At 71.2% G+C, this 22,069-nt stretch carries 19 protein-coding genes and 1 pseudogene; 16 read left to right on the forward strand and 4 right to left on the reverse strand.

Annotated features, from left to right (window positions below):
* The first annotated feature begins 116 nt into the window (after window positions 1-116).
* Genes AB0C75_RS19835 through AB0C75_RS19845 form a run of 3 tightly spaced genes read left to right on the forward strand, consistent with a single transcriptional unit; the run spans window position 117 to window position 3,154 of the window.
* The gene (locus tag AB0C75_RS19835) at window positions 117-1,355 is read left to right on the forward strand and encodes a cytochrome P450 (protein WP_362892482.1); all 1,239 of its coding nucleotides are present in this window, start codon (window positions 117-119) and stop codon (window positions 1,353-1,355) included.
* Window positions 1,352-2,122, forward strand: a complete 771-nt coding sequence (locus tag AB0C75_RS19840) for an alpha/beta fold hydrolase (RefSeq protein WP_362892484.1) — start codon at window positions 1,352-1,354, stop codon at window positions 2,120-2,122. The genes AB0C75_RS19835 and AB0C75_RS19840 overlap by 4 nt, the downstream gene beginning before the upstream one ends.
* A 45-nt stretch (window positions 2,123-2,167) precedes the next feature.
* Window positions 2,168-3,154, forward strand: a complete 987-nt coding sequence (locus AB0C75_RS19845) for an aldo/keto reductase (protein ID WP_362892486.1) — start codon at window positions 2,168-2,170, stop codon at window positions 3,152-3,154.
* A gap of 93 nt (window positions 3,155-3,247) precedes the next feature.
* On the opposite strand, the gene disA is transcribed toward AB0C75_RS19845, so the two are convergent.
* Together disA and radA are read right to left on the reverse strand one after the other, a co-directional pair.
* Window positions 3,248-4,372 (reverse strand): DNA integrity scanning diadenylate cyclase DisA, encoded by a 1,125-nt coding sequence (disA, locus tag AB0C75_RS19850; protein ID WP_362892488.1) that lies wholly within the window; start codon window positions 4,370-4,372, stop codon window positions 3,248-3,250.
* Between the two features lie 80 nt (window positions 4,373-4,452).
* Complete coding sequence (gene radA, locus AB0C75_RS19855) at window positions 4,453-5,865, reverse strand: DNA repair protein RadA (protein ID WP_362892490.1); 1,413 nt, start codon at window positions 5,863-5,865, stop codon at window positions 4,453-4,455.
* 135 nt (window positions 5,866-6,000) lie between these two features.
* Here radA and AB0C75_RS19860 point away from each other — a divergent pair, with 135 nt between their 5' ends.
* Entirely contained in the window at window positions 6,001-7,881 is a 1,881-nt protein-coding gene (locus AB0C75_RS19860) for a hypothetical protein (RefSeq protein ID WP_362892492.1), read from the forward strand.
* Between the two features lie 90 nt (window positions 7,882-7,971).
* Here AB0C75_RS19860 and AB0C75_RS19865 read toward each other — a convergent pair whose 3' ends face one another.
* Window positions 7,972-8,811 carry a hypothetical protein gene (locus AB0C75_RS19865; RefSeq protein WP_362892494.1) on the reverse strand — a complete coding sequence of 280 codons (840 nt, stop codon included), beginning with the start codon at window positions 8,809-8,811 and terminating at the stop codon, window positions 7,972-7,974.
* A gap of 32 nt (window positions 8,812-8,843) precedes the next feature.
* Between AB0C75_RS19865 and AB0C75_RS19870 the strand changes: the two genes are divergently transcribed.
* The 5 genes from AB0C75_RS19870 to ilvD all read left to right on the forward strand — a co-directional run bounded on the left by AB0C75_RS19870 (window position 8,844) and on the right by ilvD (window position 14,736).
* Window positions 8,844-9,791, forward strand: coding sequence for a Ppx/GppA phosphatase family protein (locus AB0C75_RS19870; protein ID WP_362892495.1), 948 nt, complete (start codon window positions 8,844-8,846; stop codon window positions 9,789-9,791).
* A gap of 82 nt (window positions 9,792-9,873) precedes the next feature.
* Entirely contained in the window at window positions 9,874-10,698 is an 825-nt protein-coding gene (locus AB0C75_RS19875) for a sugar phosphate isomerase/epimerase (RefSeq protein ID WP_362892497.1), read from the forward strand.
* Window positions 10,695-11,318, forward strand: a complete 624-nt coding sequence (locus AB0C75_RS19880) for a TetR family transcriptional regulator (protein ID WP_362892499.1) — start codon at window positions 10,695-10,697, stop codon at window positions 11,316-11,318. The genes AB0C75_RS19875 and AB0C75_RS19880 overlap by 4 nt, the downstream gene beginning before the upstream one ends.
* A 281-nt stretch (window positions 11,319-11,599) precedes the next feature.
* A complete protein-coding gene (locus tag AB0C75_RS19885) occupies window positions 11,600-12,784 on the forward strand; it encodes a PQQ-binding-like beta-propeller repeat protein (RefSeq protein ID WP_362892535.1) in 1,185 nt (394 codons plus the stop codon).
* 101 nt (window positions 12,785-12,885) lie between these two features.
* Window positions 12,886-14,736 (forward strand): dihydroxy-acid dehydratase, encoded by a 1,851-nt coding sequence (gene ilvD / locus AB0C75_RS19890; RefSeq protein WP_362892501.1) that lies wholly within the window; start codon window positions 12,886-12,888, stop codon window positions 14,734-14,736.
* 37 nt (window positions 14,737-14,773) lie between these two features.
* On the opposite strand, the gene AB0C75_RS19895 is transcribed toward ilvD, so the two are convergent.
* Entirely contained in the window at window positions 14,774-16,993 is a 2,220-nt protein-coding gene (locus tag AB0C75_RS19895) for a serine/threonine-protein kinase (RefSeq protein WP_362892503.1), read from the reverse strand.
* 124 nt (window positions 16,994-17,117) lie between these two features.
* Between AB0C75_RS19895 and AB0C75_RS19900 the strand changes: the two genes are divergently transcribed.
* The 7 genes and pseudogenes from AB0C75_RS19900 to AB0C75_RS19930 form a co-directional block, all read left to right on the forward strand.
* Window positions 17,118-17,468: an SH3 domain-containing protein gene (locus tag AB0C75_RS19900; protein ID WP_362892506.1), complete on the forward strand. Its 351-nt coding sequence runs from the start codon at window positions 17,118-17,120 to the stop codon at window positions 17,466-17,468.
* 34 nt (window positions 17,469-17,502) lie between these two features.
* Window positions 17,503-18,048, forward strand: a complete 546-nt coding sequence (locus AB0C75_RS19905; protein ID WP_362892508.1) for a hypothetical protein — start codon at window positions 17,503-17,505, stop codon at window positions 18,046-18,048.
* Between the two features lie 50 nt (window positions 18,049-18,098).
* Window positions 18,099-18,869 (forward strand): methyltransferase domain-containing protein, encoded by a 771-nt coding sequence (locus tag AB0C75_RS19910; protein ID WP_362892510.1) that lies wholly within the window; start codon window positions 18,099-18,101, stop codon window positions 18,867-18,869.
* A 91-nt stretch (window positions 18,870-18,960) separates the two neighbouring features.
* Window positions 18,961-19,755 carry an ABC transporter ATP-binding protein gene (locus AB0C75_RS19915; RefSeq protein WP_362892511.1) on the forward strand — a complete coding sequence of 265 codons (795 nt, stop codon included), beginning with the start codon at window positions 18,961-18,963 and terminating at the stop codon, window positions 19,753-19,755.
* Complete coding sequence (locus AB0C75_RS19920) at window positions 19,752-20,510, forward strand: ABC transporter permease (protein WP_362892513.1); 759 nt, start codon at window positions 19,752-19,754, stop codon at window positions 20,508-20,510. Before AB0C75_RS19915 ends, AB0C75_RS19920 begins: the two co-directional genes overlap by 4 nt.
* 64 nt (window positions 20,511-20,574) lie before the next feature.
* Window positions 20,575-21,384 (forward strand): pyrroline-5-carboxylate reductase, encoded by an 810-nt coding sequence (gene proC / locus AB0C75_RS19925; protein WP_362892515.1) that lies wholly within the window; start codon window positions 20,575-20,577, stop codon window positions 21,382-21,384.
* Between the two features lie 82 nt (window positions 21,385-21,466).
* A pseudogene (locus AB0C75_RS19930) lies at window positions 21,467-21,724 on the forward strand (AraC family transcriptional regulator); the annotation flags it as partial.
* Window positions 21,725-22,069 lie beyond the last annotated feature (345 nt).

The raw sequence follows: 22,069 nt of genomic DNA on the forward strand, positions 1-22,069 counted from the left end.
CACATGGCTGGAAAGCGACGCCCATTTCTGCGGTTCGCCTGTATGTTGTCCCGCGCCACTCTTCCCATATCAATTCCGGAAAGTCGGCCCCGAACCGGACGGAAGGACAACAGCTCTTGAAGGTCCACGACGCCCCGTTTTCCAGATGCCCCGTACACCAGGGACCCACTGACCTCGTCGACCCGCTGATCTACAGCGACGGCGACGCGCACGCCGTCTGGCAGCGGATGCGCGGCCTCGACACGCTGACCCGGCAGGAGGTCGACGACAAGCGGGGGTTCTGGAACGTCGTCGGGTTCGACGACGCCGAGCGGGTACTGCGCGACACCGCCGTCTTCACCTCCGAGCGCGGCACCATGCTCGACCTCCTGGGCACGGACGACCCGGCCGGCGGCAAGCAGTTGGCCGTCACCGACCCGCCCCGGCACACGGAGATGCAGACCCGGCTGAAGAAGGCGCTGGCGGTCAAGGCCGTGGAGCGCCAGAAGGACATGATCCGTCCGCTGATCATCGATCTGATCAGTCCGCTCGGGGACGGTGGCACCTTCGACTTCGCCGAGGCGATGCTGGCCATGCCGATGTCCGTGACCGGCACGATGATGGGCCTGCCCAGCACCGACTGGCCCTGGCTCAGCCGCCTCACCACGGTGTGCATAGCCGCGGACGACCCGGATTATCAGGACGCGGGCGGCAAGGCGGCCACCCTGGAGGCCGCGCACCGGGAGCTGTTCGCCTACTTCCAGGACCTCGTCCGGTTCCGCCGCAACAACCTCGGCGACGACCTGCTCAGTGTGCTGATCACCACCGAGTTCGAGGGCCGCCACATGGACCCCGGTGAGATCGTGGCGAACTGCTACAGCCTTCTCCTGGGCGCCAACGTCACCACCCCGCACTCGCCGAACTTCGTCATGGCGCAGTTCATCGACAGCGGGGTGCTGGAGGACTGGGCAGCCCACCCGGAGGTCAACAACACCGCCGTCGAGGAGGCGCTGCGCTGGGCCTCCCCGGTCAACCACTTCCTGCGCTACGCCACCCGTGACACGGAGGTCCGCAACACCCGGATCGCCGCGGGGGACGCGCTGGTGGTCTGGCTCGGCGCCGCCAACCGGGACGAGAAGGTCTTCCCCGACGCCACGGACTTCGACATCCGCCGCAAGCCCAACAAGCACATCGCCTTCGGCATCGGCCCGCACTACTGCATCGGTCACAGCGTCGCCCGGATCACGCTGCGGATCCTCTTCGAGGAACTCCTCACCCGCTTCGAGGACTTCCGGCCCGCCGGCAAGCCCGAGCGCCTCGCCTCGAACTTCGTCTCCGGCTACAAGCGGGTGCCCATCACGGCCCGGGCCCGATGACCGCGGACCTGCCCGACACCCCGTGGCTGCGCCGGTTCCACGCCGCGGATCCCTGTGCGCTGCGGCTCTTCTGCTTCCCGCACGCCGGTGGCAACGCCTCGTACTTCCACCCGCTCTCGGCCCTCCTGGCGCCCGGGATCGAGATGCTGACCGTGCAGTACCCGGGCCGCCAGGAGCGGTTCAACGAGCCCTGTATCGAGAGCCTGACCGACCTGGCCGACGCCGTCACCGCCGAACTGGCCGACCGGGTCGGGCAGCCCTTCGCCCTCTTCGGTCACAGCATGGGTGCCACCCTGGCCTTCGAGGTCGCCTGCCGGCTGCGCGCACGCGGGGCCGCGGCGACGGCGCTGTTCGTCTCCGGGCGACGGGCTCCGTCCATCCCCGCGCCGGGCTCGGTACACCTCGCGACCGACGAGGAACTCATCGCCGACATGGAGTACTTGGGCGGCACGAATGCCCGGATGCTGAGGAACCCGGACCTGCTGGACGCTATTCTTCCGGCTGTGAGGAGCGACTACGTCGCCACGGAGACGTACCGCTACCAGGGCGCCCCCCGACTCGACTGCCCCGTCACCGCGTTCATCGGGGACAGCGACCCGCGGGTGGACATTCCGATGGCGGAGGCGTGGGCCGACCACACGACGGACAGCTTCCGGCTCGACGTCTTCAGCGGGGGGCACTTCTTTCTGGTCCCCCATCTCGAAGCCGTGGCGAAGACGATGGTCCAGTCCCTTTCCGCCGTTCAAACATTGTCGACACGGAATTAACAATTCCGTCTTCTGAGCACGGATCCCCTTCCGGATAGGATGCACATGAAATACCGCGTCATTGGCAGCGACCCGAAGACCCGCCGCGAGGTCAGTGTGGTGAGCCTCGGTTCGATGCTTTTCGGAACGGTGACCGACGAGGCGACGTCCTTTGCCCTTCTCGACCGCTTCGTGGAGGCGGGCGGCACCTTCATCGACACGTCCAACAACTACTCATTCTGGGTCAACGGGACACAGGGTGGTGAAAGCGAAGAATTGCTCGGGCGCTGGATCCGCAGCCGCGGAATCGGTGACGAGATCACCTTCGCCACCAAGCTGGGCGCCCGCCCGAACGCCCCCACCAGCGGGTTCAGCCTCGACATCGAGGGTCTTTCGGCCAAGGTGATCCGTGAGTCCGCCGAGCGCAGCCGTGACCGGCTCGGGATCGAGCGGATCCACCTGCTCTACGCACACGTCATGGACGAGCACACCCCCCTGGAGGAGACCGTCGAGGGCTTCGGCGGAGTCGTCGAGGACGGCATCGCCGGACTGCTCGGCGCCAGCAACCACTGGGCCTGGCGGGTGGAGCGGGCCCGTGCGCTGGCCGCTGCCGCCGGACTTCCCGGCTACGAGGTGCTCCAGCACCACCACAGCTACCTGCGCCAGCGCATGGACACCCCGAGCCTGCGCTCCCCCGACGGCAACCAGGGCCTCGTCAGCGGCGACCTGCTCAGCTACGTACGGGCGACTCCCTCGCTCACCCAGGTCGCCTACACGCCTCTGCTCTCCGGTGCGTACGTCCGTGACGACAAGCCTCTGGGGCCGGGCTTCGAGCACGCCGGCACCCCGGCCCGCCTCGCGGCGCTGGCCGAGGTCGCGGAGGAGGTCGGAGCGACCGTCAACCAGGTCGTCCTGTCGTGGCTCCTGGGCGGAGACATCCCGATCCTCCCCTTGGTCGGAGCGTCGTCGGTCGCGCAGCTCGACGAGAGCCTGGCCTCGGTGGACCTCGAACTGACCCCCGAGCAGCGCACCAGGCTCGACTCCACGAACTGAGCCGGCGCCTCCCGGAGACACGCCCGAGCCCCGCCGGTCAGGACCGGCGGGGCTCGGACGTGTCAGGCCCGGACGGGCCGTGACGGGTGATTTCTAGACGTACCGCTCAAGGATCGAGGACTCCGCCAGCCGCGAGAGTCCCTCGCGGACGCTCCTGGCCCGCGCCTCGCCGACCCCGTCCACGGTCTGGAGGTCGTCCACGCTCGCTGCGAGCAGCTTCTGCAGGCCGCCGAAGTGCTCCACCAGTCGCTCGATGATCGCTCCGGGCAGCCGCGGCACCTTCGCCAGCAGCCGGAAGCCACGCGGGGAGACCGCCGAGTCCAGCGTCTCGGGCGAGCCGCTGTAGCCCAGCGCCCGTGCCACCACGGGGAGTTCCAGCAGCTCGGTGTGGGTGAGCGTGTCCAGCTCGGCCAGCGCCTCCGCGACCGTACGGGACCGCTTCGCGGTGGGTTCGGGGACGTAGTCGCGGACGACCAGCTCGCGCTCCGGCTCCACGCCGGCGATCAACTCGTCCAGCTGGAGCGCCAGAAGACGGCCGTCGGTGCCCAGCTCCACCACGTACTCGGCGATCTCGGTCGCGATGCGGCGCACCATCTCCAGCCGCTGCGAGACCGCCGTGACGTCCCGGACGGTGACCAGGTCCTCGATCTCCAGCGCGGAGAGCGTCCCTGCGACCTCGTCGAGCCTGAGCTTGTACCGCTCCAGGGTGGCGAGCGCCTGATTGGCGCGGGACAGGATCGCGGAGGACTCCTCCAGGACCCGCCGCTCCCCGTCCACGTACAGCGCGATCAGGCGCATCGACTGGGAGACCGAAACCACGGGGAAGCCGCACGCCTTGGAGACGCGGTCCGCGGTGCGGTGGCGGGTGCCCGTCTCCTCGGTGGGGATGGAGGCGTCCGGGACCAGCTGCACGCCGGCCCGGAGGATCTTGGTCATCTCCTTGTCGAGGATCATCGCGCCGTCCAGCTTGCAGAGTTCACGCAGGCGCGTCGCGGCGAACTCCACGTCCAGCACGAAGCCGCCGGTACACATGGATTCGACGGTTTTGTCCATGCCGAGGACGATCAGTCCGCCGGTATTGCCACGGAGGATGCGCTCCAGGCCGTCCCGGAGGGCAGTTCCGGGCGCGACAGCGCTCAACGAGGCGCGCATCAGCGCCTCGTTCCCCGTGCCTTGGCCGGACTTTCCGGGCGATGCTGCCCGGTCGTTGGCTGCCACTGCACTCCTCCGGTCACAGGTTTGCGGTGCCCTTGCGTCCCTCATACCGTTCGTACGGGCGGGCGAGACCAGGGCAAAGTCTACCGGCGTGCGCCGTCGTCCTGTGGTCCGTCCGGCCGAGAGCGACGGGGAAGGACTCTCAGGGCGTCGCCCATGTCGGCCACTTCCGTGACCTTCATACCGGCCGGGACCCTTCCCGGGTCCCTCGGGACCAGGGCGTGCTTGAACCCGAGACGGTACGCCTCCGCCAGCCTGCGCTGGACCCCCGTCACCCTTCTGACCTCCCCGGCGAGGCCCACTTCGCCGATCGCGACGAGGTTCTTCGGGAGCGGTGTGTCGCTGGCGGCACTGGCCAGCGCGAGGGCGATCGCGAGGTCCGCGGCGGGCTCGGTGAGCTTCACGCCGCCCACCGTCGCGCTGTAGATGTCCCGTTTGCCGAGGGCGCTGATCCTGCCCCGCTGTTCGAGAACGGCCAGCATCATCGAGACACGGGAGGTCTCCAGGCCCGATGTGGTGCGCCGGGGCGAGGGGATCTGCGAGTCGACCGTCAGTGCCTGCACCTCGGCCACGAGCGGGCGCTTGCCCTCCAGGGTGACCGTCAGACAGGTGCCTGGGACGGGCTCGTCACGGCGGGTGAGGAAGAGTCCGGAGGGGTCGGCCAGGCCTGTGATGCCCTCGTCGTGCAGCTCGAAGCAGCCGACCTCGTCCGTGGCGCCGTACCGGTTCTTCACGCCTCGGACCAGGCGGAGGCGGGCGTGCCGGTCGCCCTCGAAGGACAGCACCACATCGACGAGGTGCTCCAGGAGGCGCGGTCCCGCGATCGCGCCGTCCTTGGTGACATGGCCCACCAGGAGCGTCGCCATGCCGCGCTCCTTGGATGCCCTGATCAGCGCGCCCGCGACCTCGCGGACCTGGGCCATGCCGCCGGGCGCGCCGTCCAGCTCGGGCGAGGCGACGGTCTGTACGGAGTCGAGGACGAGGAGGGACGGCTTGACCGCGTCCAGATGCCCCAGGACCGCGGAGAGGTCGGTCTCGGCGGCCAGATACAGATGGTCGTTGATCGCGCGGATCCGGTCGGCGCGCATCCGCACCTGGCCGGCGGACTCCTCCGCCGTGACATAGAGCGTCCGGTGGTCATCGGACGCCGCCTTGGCCGCCACGTCGAGCAGCAGCGTCGACTTGCCGACGCCCGGCTCGCCCGCGAGCAGCACGACGGCGCCGGGCACGAGCCCTCCGCCGAGCACGCGGTCCAGTTCGCTGACCCCGGTCGAGCGGGCGGTGGCCTGCCGGGTGTCGACCTGGCCGATCGGCACCGCGGCTGCGGAGACCCGGCCCGCGGCCGTCGTACGGACCGCCGGTGCGCCGCCGAACTCCTCGACCGTCCCCCAGGCCTGGCACTCAGGGCAGCGGCCGAGCCATTTGGCCGTCGTCCAGCCGCATTCGGTGCAACGGTAGGACGGACGGTCCTTCGCGGATTTCGTACGGGCAGCCATGGCGTCACCGTATAGGTGGGGTCCGACAGCACCGGGTGTGGGCATGGAGACCGAACATGCGCTCGGTGCGGTATTTCCGGTGGAATCTGGGATTCCTGTCCCCTTTCGAGTGAGACCGTCACTCGTAAGGATTAAATGCCGGAAAGTGCCGTCAGGGTTCCGCCCGCATCTGCCTACGGTCGCCACGTGACGAGCAGCAGGCAGGAGACCCCCACACACACCACCGGCGTACACCGGGCGCACCGCCGCGAGGTCCGCCCCTCGGCGCGGCGGTCGTCCGCACGGTACGAGCCGCACCTCGACGGCCTGTTCACCTACTGCCTCTCCGTGCTCTGCGACCACGAGGCGGCCACCGAGGCGCTCGGCTCGGTCCTGGCGATCGCCGAGCGGCAGGACGGCCGGTGCCCCACGGCCGAGGAGGAACGTAAATCCTGGCTGTACGCCCTGGCCAGATGGACATGCCTGCGGGCGCTCACCCAGCAGGGGCGCGGCCGCCAGGCACACCGGAGGCGGTCCGCCCCGCCTGCCACCGCCCCGCGTGCCACCCCCCTGCTCGACGGCGCCCGCGCGTCCCGTGCGGGGGGCGCCCACCCCGCCCCTGAGGAGACCGGCGCCGCCGTGGGCCCATCGGAGTCCCCTGCGGCCGAAGCGCGCCGGCGTGAACTCGCGCAGCTGGCCTGGCCCGAGGCGGCGGGCACCACCCCGGAGCAGCGCGAGGCGCTGGAGCTCGCCGTACGCCACGGGCTCACCCCGCGCGCCGTCGCCGCCGTCCTCGGCCTCGACCCCGGCAGCGCCCGGGAGCTCCTGGCGGGCGCGGCCTGCGAGGTGGAGCGCACCCGCGCCGCACTCGCCGTCGTGGAGCGGGGCGACTGCCCCGCCGTCGCCCGGCTCACCGGCGCCCATCAGGTGCTGCTCTCCGCGGCTCTGCGCCGGGAGCTCGTCCGGCACGTCGACGACTGCCCCCGCTGCCGCCGTGCCGCCGAGCGCGCCGGGGCGGCGGGACCCTGGCCGGGCGCGACCGTCACCCCGGCCGCCGCGCTGTCGGTCGTCGAGGCACCCCGCCCCTCGGTCCACGTCGCCCTGACGCACGCGAGGCGCTCCAGATCCGGTGCCCCCCGTTTCGGCCGCACCGGCTTCCCGCTGGACCCCAAGGACCACGCCGCGCGCCGGGACAGGCTGCGCGCCCGGGTCCTGACGACCACGGTCGTGGCGACGGTCGTCGCCGCCCCGGTGATCGCCCTGTGGGCCGCCTACCGGGGCGCGCCGCTGACCGGGGAGGGCCGCGGCACCTCGGTCACGGCGACGGACGCGGACGGGCAGTCCGGCTCCGACGCCCCGTACGACCACTACGAGAACGCGGGCAACGCCAGCGCCGACGGCCACGACAGCTTCACGGACGGCCCCCGGAGCCCGGATGTCTCGGCCGAGGTCATCAGCGTCGGGGGCGGCAAGGGCCCGGCGGCCTCGCTCACGGTCTCGGCCCGGTCGTCCGGCGGCCGTACGACGATCACGCTGACCGCGACCGGCGAAAGGACCGTCGTCTGGTCGGCCCGGGCGGACGCCCCCTGGCTGCACCTCAGCCGTACGTCCGGCACGGTCGCCCCGGGGCGGAGCGTCACCCTCCAGGTGTTCGTGAACCGCGCGGCCGAGCCCCGGGGCCCATGGAGCGCCCGTGTCCTGCTCGCCCCGACGGGGTCCGCGGTCGCGATCACGGGCTACGGCGCTCCGCGCCCGGGAAGCCCGCGGCCGTCACCGGACCCGTCGTCCGGGACCCCGGACCCCACACCGACCTCCCCGTCCCCGACCACGCCGACGGATCCGGCCCCGGGCCCCACGGGATCGGCCGATCCCACGGATCCGACCGACCCCACGGACCCCACGGACCCGACCGGTCCGCCGACGGACCCGGGCCCCACCGACCCCACTCCGTCACCATCCGGTGGCTCCGGCGACGCCACCCCGACGTCCGGCCCGCCCACGGAGCCGGGCGGCGGCTCCTCAGGACCGGAGGGCTGACATACGACGGCGCCCAGGTGCGCGGCGGAACGTTTGTGCGCCGCGCACCTGGGCGCCATCGAGTGGGACGGGCCGGCCGAAGGACCCGCCTCAGGCCGGGTCGGCCGGGTGCGGAGCCATCGGCAGCAGCGAGGCGAGACGCTGCTCGCACAGCTCGACCAGCTGGTCGTAGGCCTCCTTGCCCATCAGCTCGGTGAGCTCGGGCCGGTAGGAGACATACACCGGGTCACCGGCCCCGTGCGCGGAGGTCGCCGAGGTGCACCACCAGTGCAGATCATGACCACCCGGGCCCCAGCCCCGGCGGTCGTACTCCCCGATGGAGATCTGGAGCACGCGCGTGTCGTCGGGCCGTTCGATCCAGTCGTACGTACGGCGCACCGGCAGCTGCCAGCACACGTCGGGCTTGGTCTCCAGCGGCTCCTTGCCCTCCTTGAGGGCCAGGATGTGCAGGGAGCAGCCCATGCCGCCCGCGAACCCGGGGCGGTTCTGGAAGATGCAGGAGCCCTCCCAGCGCCGCGTCTGGCGCTCGCCGTCCTCGTCCACACCGACCCAGCCGGTGTCCGTGCCGACGTCGTGGAACTGCCACAGCTCGGGTGTGAGCCGTGCCACGTGTCCTGCCACCCGCTTCTCGTCGTCCTCGTCCGAGAAATGCGCGCCCAGCGTGCAGCAGCCGTCGTCCGCGCGGCCCGCTTCGATGCCCTGGCAGCCGCTGCCGAAGATGCAGCTCCACCTGGACGTCAGCCAGGTCAGATCGCAGCGGAAGACCTGCTCGTCGTCGGCGGGGTCGGGGAATTCGACCCAGGCCCGCGCGAAGTCGAGCCCCTTCTCGTCGGGCCCGGTCGCTTCCGGCTTCGGCATCTTCTGCTTCGTCTCCTGCTGCCGCTGCTTCTTCGTGGCTTTGTCCGGCTTCGCCTTTTTCGTCTTTGGCACGAGCCCAGAGTAAGCCGCAGTAGCGTTCCCGTATGAGACTCGGAGTCCTCGACGTGGGATCGAACACGGTGCATCTCCTGGTGGTCGACGCGCATCCCGGTGCGCGCCCGCTGCCCGCCCACTCGCACAAGGCGGAACTGCGGCTCGCCGAACTCCTCGACCCGGACGGGGCGATCGGCCCCGAGGGCGTCGACCGCCTCGTGACGGCGGTCACCGGCGCCCTGCGGGCGGCCGAGGACAAGGGCTGCGAGGACGTGCTGGCGTTCGCCACCTCCGCGGTGCGTGACGCGGGCAACGCGGATGAGGTGCTGGCCCGGGTACGGGACGAGACCGGAGTCACCCTCGCCGTCCTCAGCGGCGAGGAGGAGGCCCGGCTGACCTTCCTGGCCGCCCGCCGCTGGTTCGGCTGGTCCGCCGGCAAGCTGCTGGTCCTCGATATCGGGGGCGGTTCGCTGGAGGTCGGCTACGGGCTGGACGAGGAGCCCGACGCCGCCGTATCGCTGCCGTTCGGCGCCGGCCGGCTCACCGCCGGCTGGCTCCCGGGCGACCCGCCGGACCCCGCGGACGTGCGGGCGCTGCGCCGTCATGTCCGCGCCGGTATCGCCCGTACGGTCGCTGAGTTCACCCGGCTGGGGCCGCCCGACCAGGTCGTCGGTACCTCCAAGACCTTCCGGCAGCTCGCCAGGATCACGGGCGCCGCCCGCTCCGCCGAGGGTCTTTACGTGCAGCGGGTCCTCACCCGCAAGGCCCTGGAGGAGTGGGTGCCCAAGCTGTCGTCGATGACCACCGAGGAGCGGACGTATCTGCCCGGGGTCACCGAGGGGCGCGCCGCGCAGCTCCTGGCGGGTGCGCTCGTCGCCGAGGGCGCGATGGACCTGTTCGGGGTCGAGGAGCTGGAGATATGCCCCTGGGCGCTGCGCGAGGGCGTCATCCTGCGCAGGCTCGACCACCTGCCGGCACAGCAGGCCGCCCTGGCCTGATCCCGGCGGTCGGCCCCATGGGCCTTCTCACTTTCCGCCGGGCTCCCTCGGACTCGCCCACGGCTGCCCGTACCCTGGCCAGGTGGCAGAACCAGTGGTGCGCATCCCGGATGCGAAGGTCGCCCTGTCGACGGCTTCCGTCTATCCGGAGTCGACGGCGACGGCCTTCGAGATCGCCGCGCGCCTGGGCTACGACGGCGTCGAGGTCATGGTCTGGACCGACCCCGTCAGCCAGGACGTCGAGGCGCTGCGGCGGCTGTCGGACTATCACCAGGTGCCGATCCTGGCCGTTCACGCGCCCTGTCTGCTGATCACCCAGCGGGTCTGGTCCACCGACCCGTGGGTGAAGCTCCAGCGGGCCAGGGCAGCGGCGGAGAAGCTCGGCGCATCGGCGGTGGTCGTCCACCCGCCCTTCCGATGGCAGCGCAACTACGCCCGCGAGTTCGTCTCCGGCATCTGGCGCATGGCGGACGAGACCGATGTGCGTTTCGCGGTGGAGAACATGTACCCGTGGCGCTACCGGGACCGCGAGATGCTCGCGTACGCCCCCGCCTGGGACGTCAGCAACGACGACTACCGGCACTTCACCGTGGACCTCTCGCACACCGCGACCGCGCGCACCGACAGCCTGGCCATGGTGGACCGGATGGGCGACCGGCTCGCGCATGTCCACCTCGCCGACGGCAAGGGATCGGGCAAGGACGAGCACCTGGTGCCCGGCCGGGGCGACCAGCCCTGCGCGGAGCTCCTGGAGCGGCTGGCCCGTACCGGCTTCGACGGCCATGTGGTCATCGAGGTCAACACCCGCCGCGCCATGTCATCGGCCGAACGCGAGGCCGATCTCGCCGAGGCGCTCGCCTTCACCCGGCTCCATCTGGCGTCGTCGGCGCGGGCGCCCCGCAGGTGACCCCCGGCGCCGGCGGCCCGCCCCCGAGGCGCAGGGGCCGCCCTTCCCGTACGGCGGGCGCCACAGGCCCCGATGCCAGGACCCGGATCCTTCAGGCGGCCCGCACGGAGTTCGCCGAACGCGGTTACGACAAGACGTCGGTCCGGGGCATCGCCAGGGCGGCGGAGGTCGACGCGGCCCTGGTCCACCACTACTTCGGCACGAAGGACGAGGTCTTCGCGGCGGCCATCGAGCTCTCCTTCGAGCCGGCGCTGGTCCTCCCGCAGGTGCTCGGCGGGCCCGTGGAGGACCTGGGCGAACGGCTGGCCCGGTATTTCATCGGCGTATGGGAGAACCCGGTGTCGCGGGCGCCGCTGCTGGCGATACTCCGCTCCGCGCTCACGCACGAGGCGGCGGCCAAGGTGCTGCGCGGCTTCGTGCTGCGGCGGCTGCTGGAGCGGATCGCGGCCGAGCTGGACGTGCCCGACCCGACCTTCCGCGCCGAACTGGCGGCCGCGCACATGGTCGGTATCGCGATCCTGCGCTACGTCGTCAGGGCGGAGCCGCTGGCGTCCACGGACCCCGAGCGGATCATCGCGATGGTGGCCCCCACGCTCCAGCGCTACCTGGCCGAAGGGTGACGAAGGGGGCCCGGTAACCCCGGTCCCGCCTGTGTGACGGCTGTGCCGGTGGCATCACAACGATGTCGCGAGTCGGCATCGGCACCGGCCGTGGCCTGATCCTGATGGTTGGCTGTGCCCGATCGTGCAGGCCGGACGTATGCCATGAACGACCGGACGTATGCCGTGAACGACGGGTGGGGGAGACGACCATGAGCGTGACCATCAAGGGCGAGCACAGACAGGACGGTCCGCCTCAGGACGGCGGGAGCGCCGGTGTGCCGCGCAGACGACTGCTGCGGATGGCCGGTGCGGGCCTCGGCCTGGTGCTCACCGGGGGGTTCACGACCGCGTGCGGGCCTGAGGGCGAGGACGTCTCCGGCGGCGCGGCGGACCAGAAGCCCAACGGCAAGGGCGGCGCGGACGCGTTCGAGACACCGCCCGCAGGGACCGCCCCGTCCGCCCTGTGGCAGCAGCGGACCGCGGTGGGCACCCTGGGCAACCACGAGGTGCTGGCCGTCGTGGGGAACGTGGTACTGGTCGCCGGCGACCCCCTGGTGGGCCGGGACATCGCCACCGGCAAGAAGCTGTGGTCGCTGAAGGACGCCGCCCAGCCGGGCGCGCGACTGATCATGGGCGGGGACACGCTCTACCTGGCCAGCGGCAGGTACGACGGCGACGTCGTGGGCCTCGACCCGGCCACAGGCAAGGAGACCTGGCGCAGCCACCTGGAGGGGCACTACGCCCAGCCACGGCCCGTCGGCGCCGACACGGAACGCGTGTACGTGATCGCGGGCATCCTGGAGAAGGACCTCAGCTCCCGGACGAATGTGATCGCCGCCATCGACGTCCGTACGGGCAAGGCCGTCTGGAGCGAGAAGCGGGACACCGGGACCGACGAGTCCGGCCTCACCTCCGCGGTGAGCGGCGAGCACCTCGTCTACACCGACCTCCGCAAGAACCTGACCGTCCGCGACACCACGACCGGACGACAGCGGTGGACGAAGAAGATCAGCAGGGCGAACTTCGAGAGGATCGCCGTCCACGACGGCGCGGTGATCGTCTCCGACGGCCGGAACCTGCGCGCCTTCGCCCTGGAGGACGGCACCGAGCGCTGGACGCTGGAGACCGAGAAGTTCGACACGTTCAACGGGCCGACCGTCATCGACGGCGTGCTCTACGCCTCGGACAGCGCCCACTCCCTGTGGGCCGTCGACGCCGGCACGGGCAAGCAGCGGTGGCACAACACCGAGACCCTGCGCGAGGTCTCGGTCCCGCTGCAGTTCGCCAAGGTGGGGGACACCCTGTACGGCGCGACGGAGTTCGACAAGAACGGCGGCGTCCAGGCCTTCGACGCGAGTGACGGAAAGCTCCGCTGGACCTTCAACGACGGCAAGGGCGAACTGCCGCAGTGGTACGTGGTCTCCGGCGGCAAGCGGCTGGCGGCGCTGCACGCCAAAAGCCTGATCGCGCTTCCGGCAGTCTGAGGCGCGGGCACCGAGTCCCGCATTCCGGACACGGTGTCCAGATCTTGGCATGGGAGGCGTACGCTCGAAGGCAGTCTTATCTGTCGAAGGAGCGAGAGACGATGCCCCAGCTGAGGTCCCGCACTGTCACCCACGGCCGCAACATGGCGGGCGCCCGCGCCCTTATGCGGGCGTCCGGCGTAGCCAGCGCGGACATCGGCAAGCCGATCATCGCGGTGGCCAACTCGTTCACCGAGTTCGTCCCTGGCCATACCCACCTCGCACCCGTCGGCCGGATCGTCTCCGAGGCGATCCTGGCGGCGGGCGCCGTGCCCCGCGAGTTCAACACCATCGCGGTGGACGACGGCATCGCCATGGGACACAACGGCATGCTCTACAGCCTGCCCTCCCGCGACCTCATCGCGGACAGCGTCGAGTACATGGTCGAGGCCCACTGCGCCGACGCACTGATCTGCATCTCCAACTGCGACAAGATCACCCCCGGCATGCTGATGGCCGCGATGCGCCTCAACATCCCCACGGTGTTCGTCTCCGGCGGCCCGATGGAGGCCGGCAAGGCCACCCTCGTCGACGGCACGGTCCGCAAGCTCGACCTGGTCAACGCGATCAGCGACGCGGTCGACGAGAGCATCTCCGACGAGGACATCCTCCGCATCGAGGAGAACGCCTGCCCGACCTGCGGCAGCTGCTCCGGCATGTTCACGGCCAACTCGATGAACTGCCTGACCGAGGTCCTCGGCCTCTCCCTCCCCGGCAACGGCTCGGTGCTGGCCACGCACACCGCCCGTAAGGCGCTGTACGAGGACGCCGGCCGCACGATCGTCGACATCACCAAGCGCTACTACGAGCAGGACGACGAGACCGTCCTGCCGAGGGCCATCGGTAGCCGTGCCGCGTTCGACAACGCCATGGCGCTCGACATCGCCATGGGCGGCTCGACCAACACGATCCTGCACCTGCTCGCCGCCGCGGAGGAGGCCGAGCTGGCCTACGGCCTCGACGACATCAACGAGGTCTCGCGCCGCGTGCCCTGTCTGTCGAAGGTCGCCCCCAACGTCGCCCCCGGCGGTACGTACTACATGGAGGACGTCCACCGGGCGGGCGGCATCCCCGCCCTCCTGGGCGAGCTGCACCGCGGCGGTCTGCTCAACGAGGACGTGCACTCGGTCCACTCCGACACCCTCGCCGAGTGGCTGAAGAACTGGGACATCCGCGGCGGCTCCCCGTCGCCCGAGGCCGTCGAGCTCTGGCACGCCGCCCCGGGCTGTGTCCGCAGCGCCACCGCCTTCTCGCAGTCCGAGCGCTGGGACACCCTGGACCTGGACGCCGCGGGCGGCTGCATCCGCGACGTGGAGCACGCGTACTCCAAGGACGGCGGCCTGGCCGTCCTCAAGGGCAACATCGCCGTGGACGGCTGTGTCGTGAAGACGGCGGGCGTGGACGAGTCGATCTGGACCTTCGAAGGCCCGGCCGTCGTCTGCGAGTCGCAGGAGGACGCCGTCGACAAGATCCTCCGCAAGGAGATCACGCACGGCGACGTGGTCGTCATCCGTTACGAGGGCCCGCGCGGTGGTCCCGGCATGCAGGAGATGCTCTACCCGACGTCCTTCCTGAAGGGCCGGGGTCTCGGCAAGACCTGCGCGCTCATCACCGACGGCCGCTTCTCCGGTGGCACCTCGGGTCTGTCCATCGGCCATGCCTCGCCCGAGGCGGCGTCCGGCGGCGCGATCGCACTGGTCGAGGACGGGGACCGGATCCGGATCGACATCCCGAACCGTTCGATCGAGCTGCTCGTCCCGGACGCGGAGCTCACCACCCGCCGCGAGGCACTGAACGGCGTGTACGCGCCGAAGAACCGCGACCGCAAGGTCTCGGCGGCCCTGCGCGCCTACGCGGCGATGGCCACGAGCGCCGACCGCGGTGCGGTGCGCGACGTCTCCAAGCTCGGCTGACCGCCCGCAGCGGTCCCGCCCGGCCCCGTCCCTGGTCTCACCAGTGGGCGGGGTCGTCCGCGTCCACGGCGAAGACGGATCCGTCCGGCGCGGTGCCGACGACGCTTCGGCCCAGCACGACGGGGGAGGGCAGGGACGACGCATGGCTGAGCTTCCCCGCCTTCAGCCGGGGACGGGTCTGGCCGATGAGCGTCCCGTGCTCGGTGTCGACGGCGAGCAGCCGCCCGTCGGCGGCCGAGAAGTACAGCCGGCCACCCGCGCCGACGACCGGTGCCGAGGTCGTGCTGACGGCCGTCTCCAGCCGCCACCGCTCGGCCCGCGCGGCCCCCGGACGGACGTCGAGAGCGAGCAGCGTTCCGCCCCGCTCCAGGAGCAGGGCGGTGCCCGCGTCCACCACGATCTCGGGGCTGTCCATCCGGAACGGCAGCGCGATGCGGGCCGTGCTCCGCAGCACCGGGTCGTAGCGGACGAGCCCGGTGGTCTGCGCCCTGTCGTTCATCGAGGTCAGCAGGAGCGCACCGTCCGATGTCCCGGCGGGGGTGAGCATCCCGTCCAGCCTGCGCTGCCAGGCGGTCTTCCCGGTCCTCGCCTCGACAGCGGTGACCAGAGTGGAGGTCCCCTGCGCGGAGCTCTCGTAGGCGTACGCGAGCCCGGTCCCCGCCTCGTACAGCGCGTATCCGGGCCTCAGATGGCCAGGGACGGCGCGCCGCCAGCGGGATGTGCCGGTCGCCGCGTCGAGACCCTGGAGCGTCCCGTCCTGGCGGACCGTCAGCAGGGTGTCGCCCGCGGGGAAGGGGGCGTCGAGGTAGGCGGAGAGATTCTTACGCCAGAGCTCCTTGCCGTCGGCGGGGGAGTACGCCCGTATCCTCTCGCCGGCCACGACGGTGTAGGCCACATCCCCGTTCGCTGCGTCCCCGTCGGTCGCGCCCGCGTTCGCCGCGCCTGCCGGGCTCGGCCCTTCGGAGCCCTCCGCCGTTGTGTCCCGGTGCGACCAGACCGCCCGGCCGTCCGACGGATTCAGCCGGGCCGTGCCGAAACCGGCGGAGACGCAGTACAGCGCCGGTCCCTTGCCGGCCGTCCCCGGGACGCACGACGGTGTCGAGCCGCCCTGCGAGAGCAGCGGCGTCCGCCACGGCACGAAGACCGCCGCACCCGCCTTCTCCGTGCCGGGCCGCGCCTCGGGATCCGGCGCGCCGCCACCACCCCGGCCTCCGGCCGCCCAGATCCCTCCGGCCACCAGCACCACCACCGCGAGGGCGGCGACCGCGAGCCTGCGCCGGCCCTTCACGGGCGCCGGCCCGGACGGCAGCCCGTCACCGGCCCGCACATGTGTCGTCCCGTCGTCCGCGCCCCTCGCCCCGTCGCTCTCCGCCTCCACGGATTCGGCGGCGGCCGGCTTGCGCTGGACGGGTATGAAGGCGGTCGCGTCGTAGGACGGAGGGTGCAGCGCGGCCATGATCTCGTCCGGGGTGGGGCGCTCCTCGGGATCCTTCGCGAGGCAGCGCCCGACCAGGGGCGCGAGATCCGGCGGCACCCCGGCCAGGTCGGCCTCGTCGTGCACCACCTGGTAGGCCACGAGGTACGGGCTGTCCGAGTCGAAGGGCCCCCGACCCGTCGCCGCGTGCACCAGCACCGCCCCGAGCGCGAACACGTCCGCGGCGGGACCGACCTCGCGGGGCCGCTGGAACTGCTCGGGTGCCATGTACGGCGGCGAGCCGATCAGCTTGCCCGTCTCCGTGCGGAGATCACTGTCGTACGGCCGGGAGATGCCGAAGTCGATGACCTTGGGCCCGGAGTCCGGCAGCAGCACATTGCTCGGCTTGAGATCACGGTGGATGACACCGGCGCGGTGGATGTCGCGCAGCGCCTCGGCGAGCCCCGCGGTGAGCCTGCGCAGCGCCGCGGGGCTCATCGGCCCGTTCCGCTTCACCTGCGCGGCGAGCGTGGGGCCCGGCACGTAGAGGGTGGCCATCCAGGGCAGCACGGCCCCAGGATCGGCGTCCACGACCGGCGCGGTGAACGCCCCGCTGACCCGTCGGGCGGCCGCGACCTCCTGCCGGAAACGCGCCCTGAACTCCGGATCCGCCGCGTGCTGGCGGTGCACCACCTTGACCGCGAGCTGCAGCCCCGACGCGGAGCGCGCCAGGTGTACGACACCCATGCCGCCGGCTCCGAGACATGCCTCGAGCCGGTACTGCCCGGCGTATTCAGGATGCTCCGCTTCCGGATATGACCCGGTCCCTCGCAGCGGCGGCATCGCCCACCCCCGTGTTGTTCGTGCGCAAGCGCGACGCACGGAGCCTAGTCGATGGTGCGTGCGAGAAGGGTGGGGCTTGTTAGCCTGCGCGTCGTACGCATCGCTTTCAACGGGGGAGGCCCTCATGGGTGTTGAAGAGAACACGGCAGGCACAGTCACCACGGACGACGCGAACTCCACGGCCACCGAGGAGACCGTGGCGCAGGAGGCGACGGTCGCCGCTGCCGCAGTGGTCTACCCGATCGCTCCCGGCTACCGCGTCAACGTCCGCAGGGGACCCGGCACGCAGTACGGGATCGTCCGGACGCTGCCGTACGGGATGAGCGTCCCGGTGTACTGCCAGAAGCCGGGGGAGCGGGTGTCGGGCCCGTACGGCACATCGAACATCTGGAACAACATCGCCAATGGTCAGTTCGTGTCGGACACCTATGTCCGCACGGGCAGTGACGGTTACATCGCTCCGCGCTGCGACTGACGTAACCGTCACACGGCCGGGGATAATCGATTCCGTGAGCGAGAACAGCGAAGTCCCCGGAACGCCGTCGGCCACGCCTTCGGGCGCCACCGCACCAGGGCCGCAGCCCGAATCCCTCCGCTTCTTCGGTACGACGTGGGTCGACCATGACGGTGGGTACGGGCTGCGGCGCGCGGGTGCCACCATCGGCTCGCTCGCCGCCGCCGTCGCCGCGTGCTTCATCCTGCGCTTCGCCTACCAGGGACTGGAGATCGCCGAGGTCGGGAGCCTCGTCGGCATGCTCGTCGTGCTGATGTTCGCGATCTGCAGCGCCATCGCCTTCCGCAAGACCTGGGAGGGCTTCACCCGCCGCCCCGCGGACCCGGCCCAGGACGACAGGCTGCGCGGCCTCAAGTCGATCGGCTTCATCGGCTCGCTGCTCGCCTACTTCTTCCGCTCGTTCCAGGAGGCACCGGGCGAGAAGCTGCGGCGCACGGAGTACGAGACGGCCCTCGCGCAGTACGCGAAGCGCCGCTCCTCAAGGACCGGCAATCCGGCGGCCCGCAAGAACGCCAAGGCAAAGCGCTCCGGGCGCAGGTAAACCGTCGCATTCCATGTCCGCGCGCGCCGGAGCGCGTGCACCATGAAGGCATGCCGACCTCCACGCCCCGCGCCCTTTCGTTCGACAGCGTCGCCGCCCAGTACGCCGCCGCGCGCCCCGGATACCCGCCCGCCCTCCTGGACACCGTCGAGACACTGTCGGGCCGCCCGCTGAAAGGCGCCCGCGTCATGGACGTCGGCGCGGGAACGGGTATCGCCACCGGGCTGCTGAACGCCCGCGGCGCCCTCGTCACCGCCGTCGAGCCGGGCCCCGGAATGGCGGCCGAACTGCGCCGGTCGCTGCCGTCCGTCCCCGTGGTCCGGGGTGACGGTAACCACCTCCCGCTGGCCACCGCGTCAGCCGACCTGATCACCTACGCCCAGTCCTGGCACTGGACCGACCCCGCTCTCGCCCTCCCCGAGGCACGGCGCGTCCTTCGCCCGGGTGGTGCGCTGGCGCTCTGGTGGAACGTCTCCGACCACGCTTCCGGCTGGATCGCCGACCAGGACGTCCGGCTGCGGGAGTACTTCGGCGCTGACGAGAGCGCCCACGGCACACCGGGCACCACCGGTTCGCGGAACCTCGAGCTGCTGTCCGGCGGCGCGTTCGAGAAGCGCCTGGTGCCGTGGTCCCGTACGGTGCCGGTCGACACCCATATCGCCAACCTCGCCAGCCACTCCGCCTTCCTCGTGCTGGGCGAGGCCGGAGCGGAGCCCACCGCCCGGTTCCTGGACGAGGAGCGCGAACACCTGGCCGCCGTGTTCCCCGACGGCATGGTCGAGGAGCGCTACGTGGTCGAACTCGCCGTGCTGATCCGCTGACCGGCCTGCCGGCCGCCGACCCGCCGACCCGCCGCCCCGAAGAGGCCGCGTCCCTTGACGTGGCCTCTTCGGCAGGACCAATATTCATCACATGATGAATTCTCTGCGTACTACGAGCGCGGGAGCCGTCGAGGCACACGCCCTCACCGTCGTACGAGGAGACCGCACCGTCCTGCGCGGCCTCGACTTCACCGTCGAACCGGGCAGGATCACCGGCCTTCTCGGCCCGTCCGGCTGCGGCAAGTCCACACTCATGCGGACCGTCGTCGGCACCCAGGCCAAGGTCACGGGCACGCTCGACGTCCTCGGCCACCCCGCGGGACACCCGTCCCTGCGGGCTCGCGTCGGCTACGTCACCCAGGCACCGTCGGTCTACACGGACCTCACCGTGCGGCAGAACCTGGACTACTTCGCGGCCGTGCTCCAGCCGGGCCGCACCCACCGCGACTCCCGGCACGAAGCCGTCACCCGCGCCATCGACGACGTCGACCTCACCAGCCACGCCGACGCCCTCGCCGGCACCCTCTCCGGCGGCCAGCTCAGCCGCGTCTCCCTCGCCGCCGCCCTGCTCGGCACCCCCGAGCTCCTGGTCCTGGACGAACCGACCGTCGGCCTCGACCCCGTACTGCGCCGCGACCTGTGGGACCTCTTCCACGCCCTCGCCGCCGACCGGGGCACCACGCTCCTCGTCTCCTCCCACGTCATGGACGAGGCCGAACGCTGCCACCGGCTGCTGCTCATGCGCGAGGGCGAGATCCTCGCCGACAACACCCCCGACGCCCTCCGTACCCGTACCGGCTCCGCCACCGTCGAAGACGCCTTCCTCCACCTCGTGGACGAGGCAGCCGAGGCCGAGGCCGCCGCCCGCCAGGAGACGACCCGATGAGCACCGACGCCCGCGCGCTCTCCCCGGCCAGGACCCTCGCCACCGCGGGACGCGTCCTGCGCCAACTGCGCCACGACCCCCGCACCATCGTGCTCCTGCTGATCGTCCCGATCCTGATGATCACGCTCCTGCGCTACGTCTTCGACGCCTCCCCGGAGACCTTCGACTCCATCGGGGCCTCGCTGCTCGGCATCTTCCCGCTGATCACGATGTTCCTGGTGACCTCGATCGCCACCCTCCGCGAACGCACGTCGGGCACCCTCGAACGCCTCCTCGCCATGCCGCTCGGCAAGGGCGACCTCATCGCCGGATACGCACTGGCCTTCGGCGCCGTCGCCGTCGCCCAGTCGCTCCTGGCCACCGCGATGTCCGTCTGGGTCCTCGGCCTCGACGTCGTCGGATCCCCCTGGCTGCTGCTCCTGGTCGCCCTGCTCGACGCGATCCTCGGCACGGCGCTCGGCCTGTTCGTCTCGGCCTTCGCCGCCTCGGAGTTCCAGGCCGTCCAGTTCATGCCCGCCGTGATCTTCCCGCAGCTGCTGCTGTGCGGGCTGTTCACACCACGCGACCGGATGCACCCGGTCCTCGAAGGCATCTCCGACGTCCTGCCGATGTCGTACGCCGTCGACGGGATGAACCAGGTCCTCACCCATACCGACATCACCGGCCGGTTCTACCGGGACGTCCTGATCGTCGCCGGCTGCGCCCTGCTCGTCCTCTGCCTGGGTGCCGTCACGCTCCGCCGCCGCACCGCCTGACGGTCGCGGTGCGAGGATGGCGGCCGACGACGCACAGCGCACCGCCATCCGGAGGATGAACCGCATGCCCCAGACAGTCGCAGTCCTCGGTACGGGAAAGATCGGTGAGGCCCTGCTCAGCGGCATGATCCGGGCCGGCTGGCCGGCCGGCGACCTGCTGGTGACCACCCGCCGCCCGGACCGCGCCGAGAAGCTCCGCACCCGCTACGGAGTCGAGGCCGTCACCAACGCCGAGGCCGCCAAGAGCGCCGACATCCTCATTCTCGCGGTCAAGCCCCAGGACATGGGCACGCTCCTGGACGAGCTCGCCCCGCACGTCGCCTCCGACCGCCTCGTCATCAGTGCCGCCGCCGGCATCACGACCGGGTTCATCGAGGAAAGCCTCGCCGCCGGTACCCCGGTCGTACGCGTCATGCCGAACACCCCCGTTCTGGTGGACGAGGGCATGTCCGTCATCTCCGCGGGCAGCCACGCCACCGCCGAGCACCTCGACCACGCCGAGGCGATCTTCGGCAGCGTCGGCAAGACGCTCCGGGTCCCCGAGTCCCAGCAGGACGCGGCCACCGCGCTCTCCGGCTCGGGGCCGGCGTACTTCTACTTCCTCGTCGAAGCCATGACCGACGCCGGCATCCTGCTCGGCCTGCCCCGTGCCCAGGCCCACGACCTGATCGTCCAGGCCGCCATCGGGGCCGCGGTCATGCTCCGGGACAGCGGCGAACACCCGGTCAAGCTCCGCGAGGCCGTCACCAGCCCGGCCGGCACCACCATCAGCGCCATCCGCGAGCTGGAGAACCACGGCGTACGGGCCGCCCTCATCGCGGCGCTCGAAGCCGCCCGCGACCGCAGCCGCGAGCTGGCCAGGGGCAACGGCTGACCGTGGGTCCGGCTGACCTGCGGCCTCTACTCCGTGGCCGCAGCTGATCGTGGCCCCCGGGCTCGACGGCCACGGTCATGGCCCCTTCCGTACCGGCGGCCAGGCCCAGTTCATCGAGCGCCCCACACCGCGTGCCGACCGCGACGCGGACGCACTCGCGGAGGCCCGTGCCCGTGCGCTCACCCACCTGGAGGAGCCGCACACGGTGACCGTCCTGGCCGAGCGTGCGGGGTTCGGCAGCGAGATCACGATGTGCCAGCACTTCGCGACGCATCCGGGCCCCAGCCCGCGCGACTCCAGGCCTGCCTTCCACGGCAGGGTCGGACCTGACGGGGGTTGACACGCCCGACCCACGTCCGTAGTGTGCTCCGAGTTGTCCGACGTGAGTGCCGACCTCGGCCGGTCCCCGGACAGCCATTCCGCAGTAACCACTCGAAACGAGCGACGCCTGTCGCGCGATTTTGCGTGCACACGTGCGAAATGAGGAATCAGCGTTCGAAGGCGACCCGATTAGCGTCGGGGCCGGGGATTCCGCTAAAGTCTCACTCGTCGGAACGGCCCAACGGCCGGGATGACAAACCCCGCTGACCGGGAATCAGGCCCGAAAGGATCTGATAGAGTCGGACTCGCCGGAAAGGGAAACGCGAAAGCGAAGAACTGGAAAGCGAATCGGTGGTAATTTAAC

The organism is Streptomyces sp. NPDC048565, from assembly GCF_040650935.1.
Classification (GTDB): Bacteria; Actinomycetota; Actinomycetes; order Streptomycetales; family Streptomycetaceae; genus Streptomyces.

Excerpts from the sequence above, each read along its gene's own strand:
- AB0C75_RS19920 (WP_362892513.1), top strand. The coding sequence starts at position 19,752 with ATGAGCACCGACGCCCGCGCGCTCTCCCCGGCCAGGACCCTCGCCACC.
- AB0C75_RS19895 (WP_362892503.1), bottom strand. The coding sequence starts at position 16,993 with ATGCCGCCGCTGCGAGGGACCGGGTCATATCCGGAAGCGGAGCATCCT.
- AB0C75_RS19910 (WP_362892510.1), top strand. The coding sequence starts at position 18,099 with ATGCCGACCTCCACGCCCCGCGCCCTTTCGTTCGACAGCGTCGCCGCC.
- AB0C75_RS19900 (WP_362892506.1), top strand. The coding sequence starts at position 17,118 with ATGGGTGTTGAAGAGAACACGGCAGGCACAGTCACCACGGACGACGCG.
- AB0C75_RS19845 (WP_362892486.1), top strand. The coding sequence starts at position 2,168 with ATGAAATACCGCGTCATTGGCAGCGACCCGAAGACCCGCCGCGAGGTC.
- radA (WP_362892490.1), bottom strand. The coding sequence starts at position 5,865 with ATGGCTGCCCGTACGAAATCCGCGAAGGACCGTCCGTCCTACCGTTGC.
- AB0C75_RS19915 (WP_362892511.1), top strand. The coding sequence starts at position 18,961 with ATGATGAATTCTCTGCGTACTACGAGCGCGGGAGCCGTCGAGGCACAC.
- ilvD (WP_362892501.1), top strand. The coding sequence starts at position 12,886 with ATGCCCCAGCTGAGGTCCCGCACTGTCACCCACGGCCGCAACATGGCG.
- proC (WP_362892515.1), top strand. The coding sequence starts at position 20,575 with ATGCCCCAGACAGTCGCAGTCCTCGGTACGGGAAAGATCGGTGAGGCC.
- AB0C75_RS19860 (WP_362892492.1), top strand. The coding sequence starts at position 6,001 with ATGCCGGAAAGTGCCGTCAGGGTTCCGCCCGCATCTGCCTACGGTCGC.
- AB0C75_RS19885 (WP_362892535.1), top strand. The coding sequence starts at position 11,600 with ATGGCCGGTGCGGGCCTCGGCCTGGTGCTCACCGGGGGGTTCACGACC.
- AB0C75_RS19840 (WP_362892484.1), top strand. The coding sequence starts at position 1,352 with ATGACCGCGGACCTGCCCGACACCCCGTGGCTGCGCCGGTTCCACGCC.
- AB0C75_RS19870 (WP_362892495.1), top strand. The coding sequence starts at position 8,844 with ATGAGACTCGGAGTCCTCGACGTGGGATCGAACACGGTGCATCTCCTG.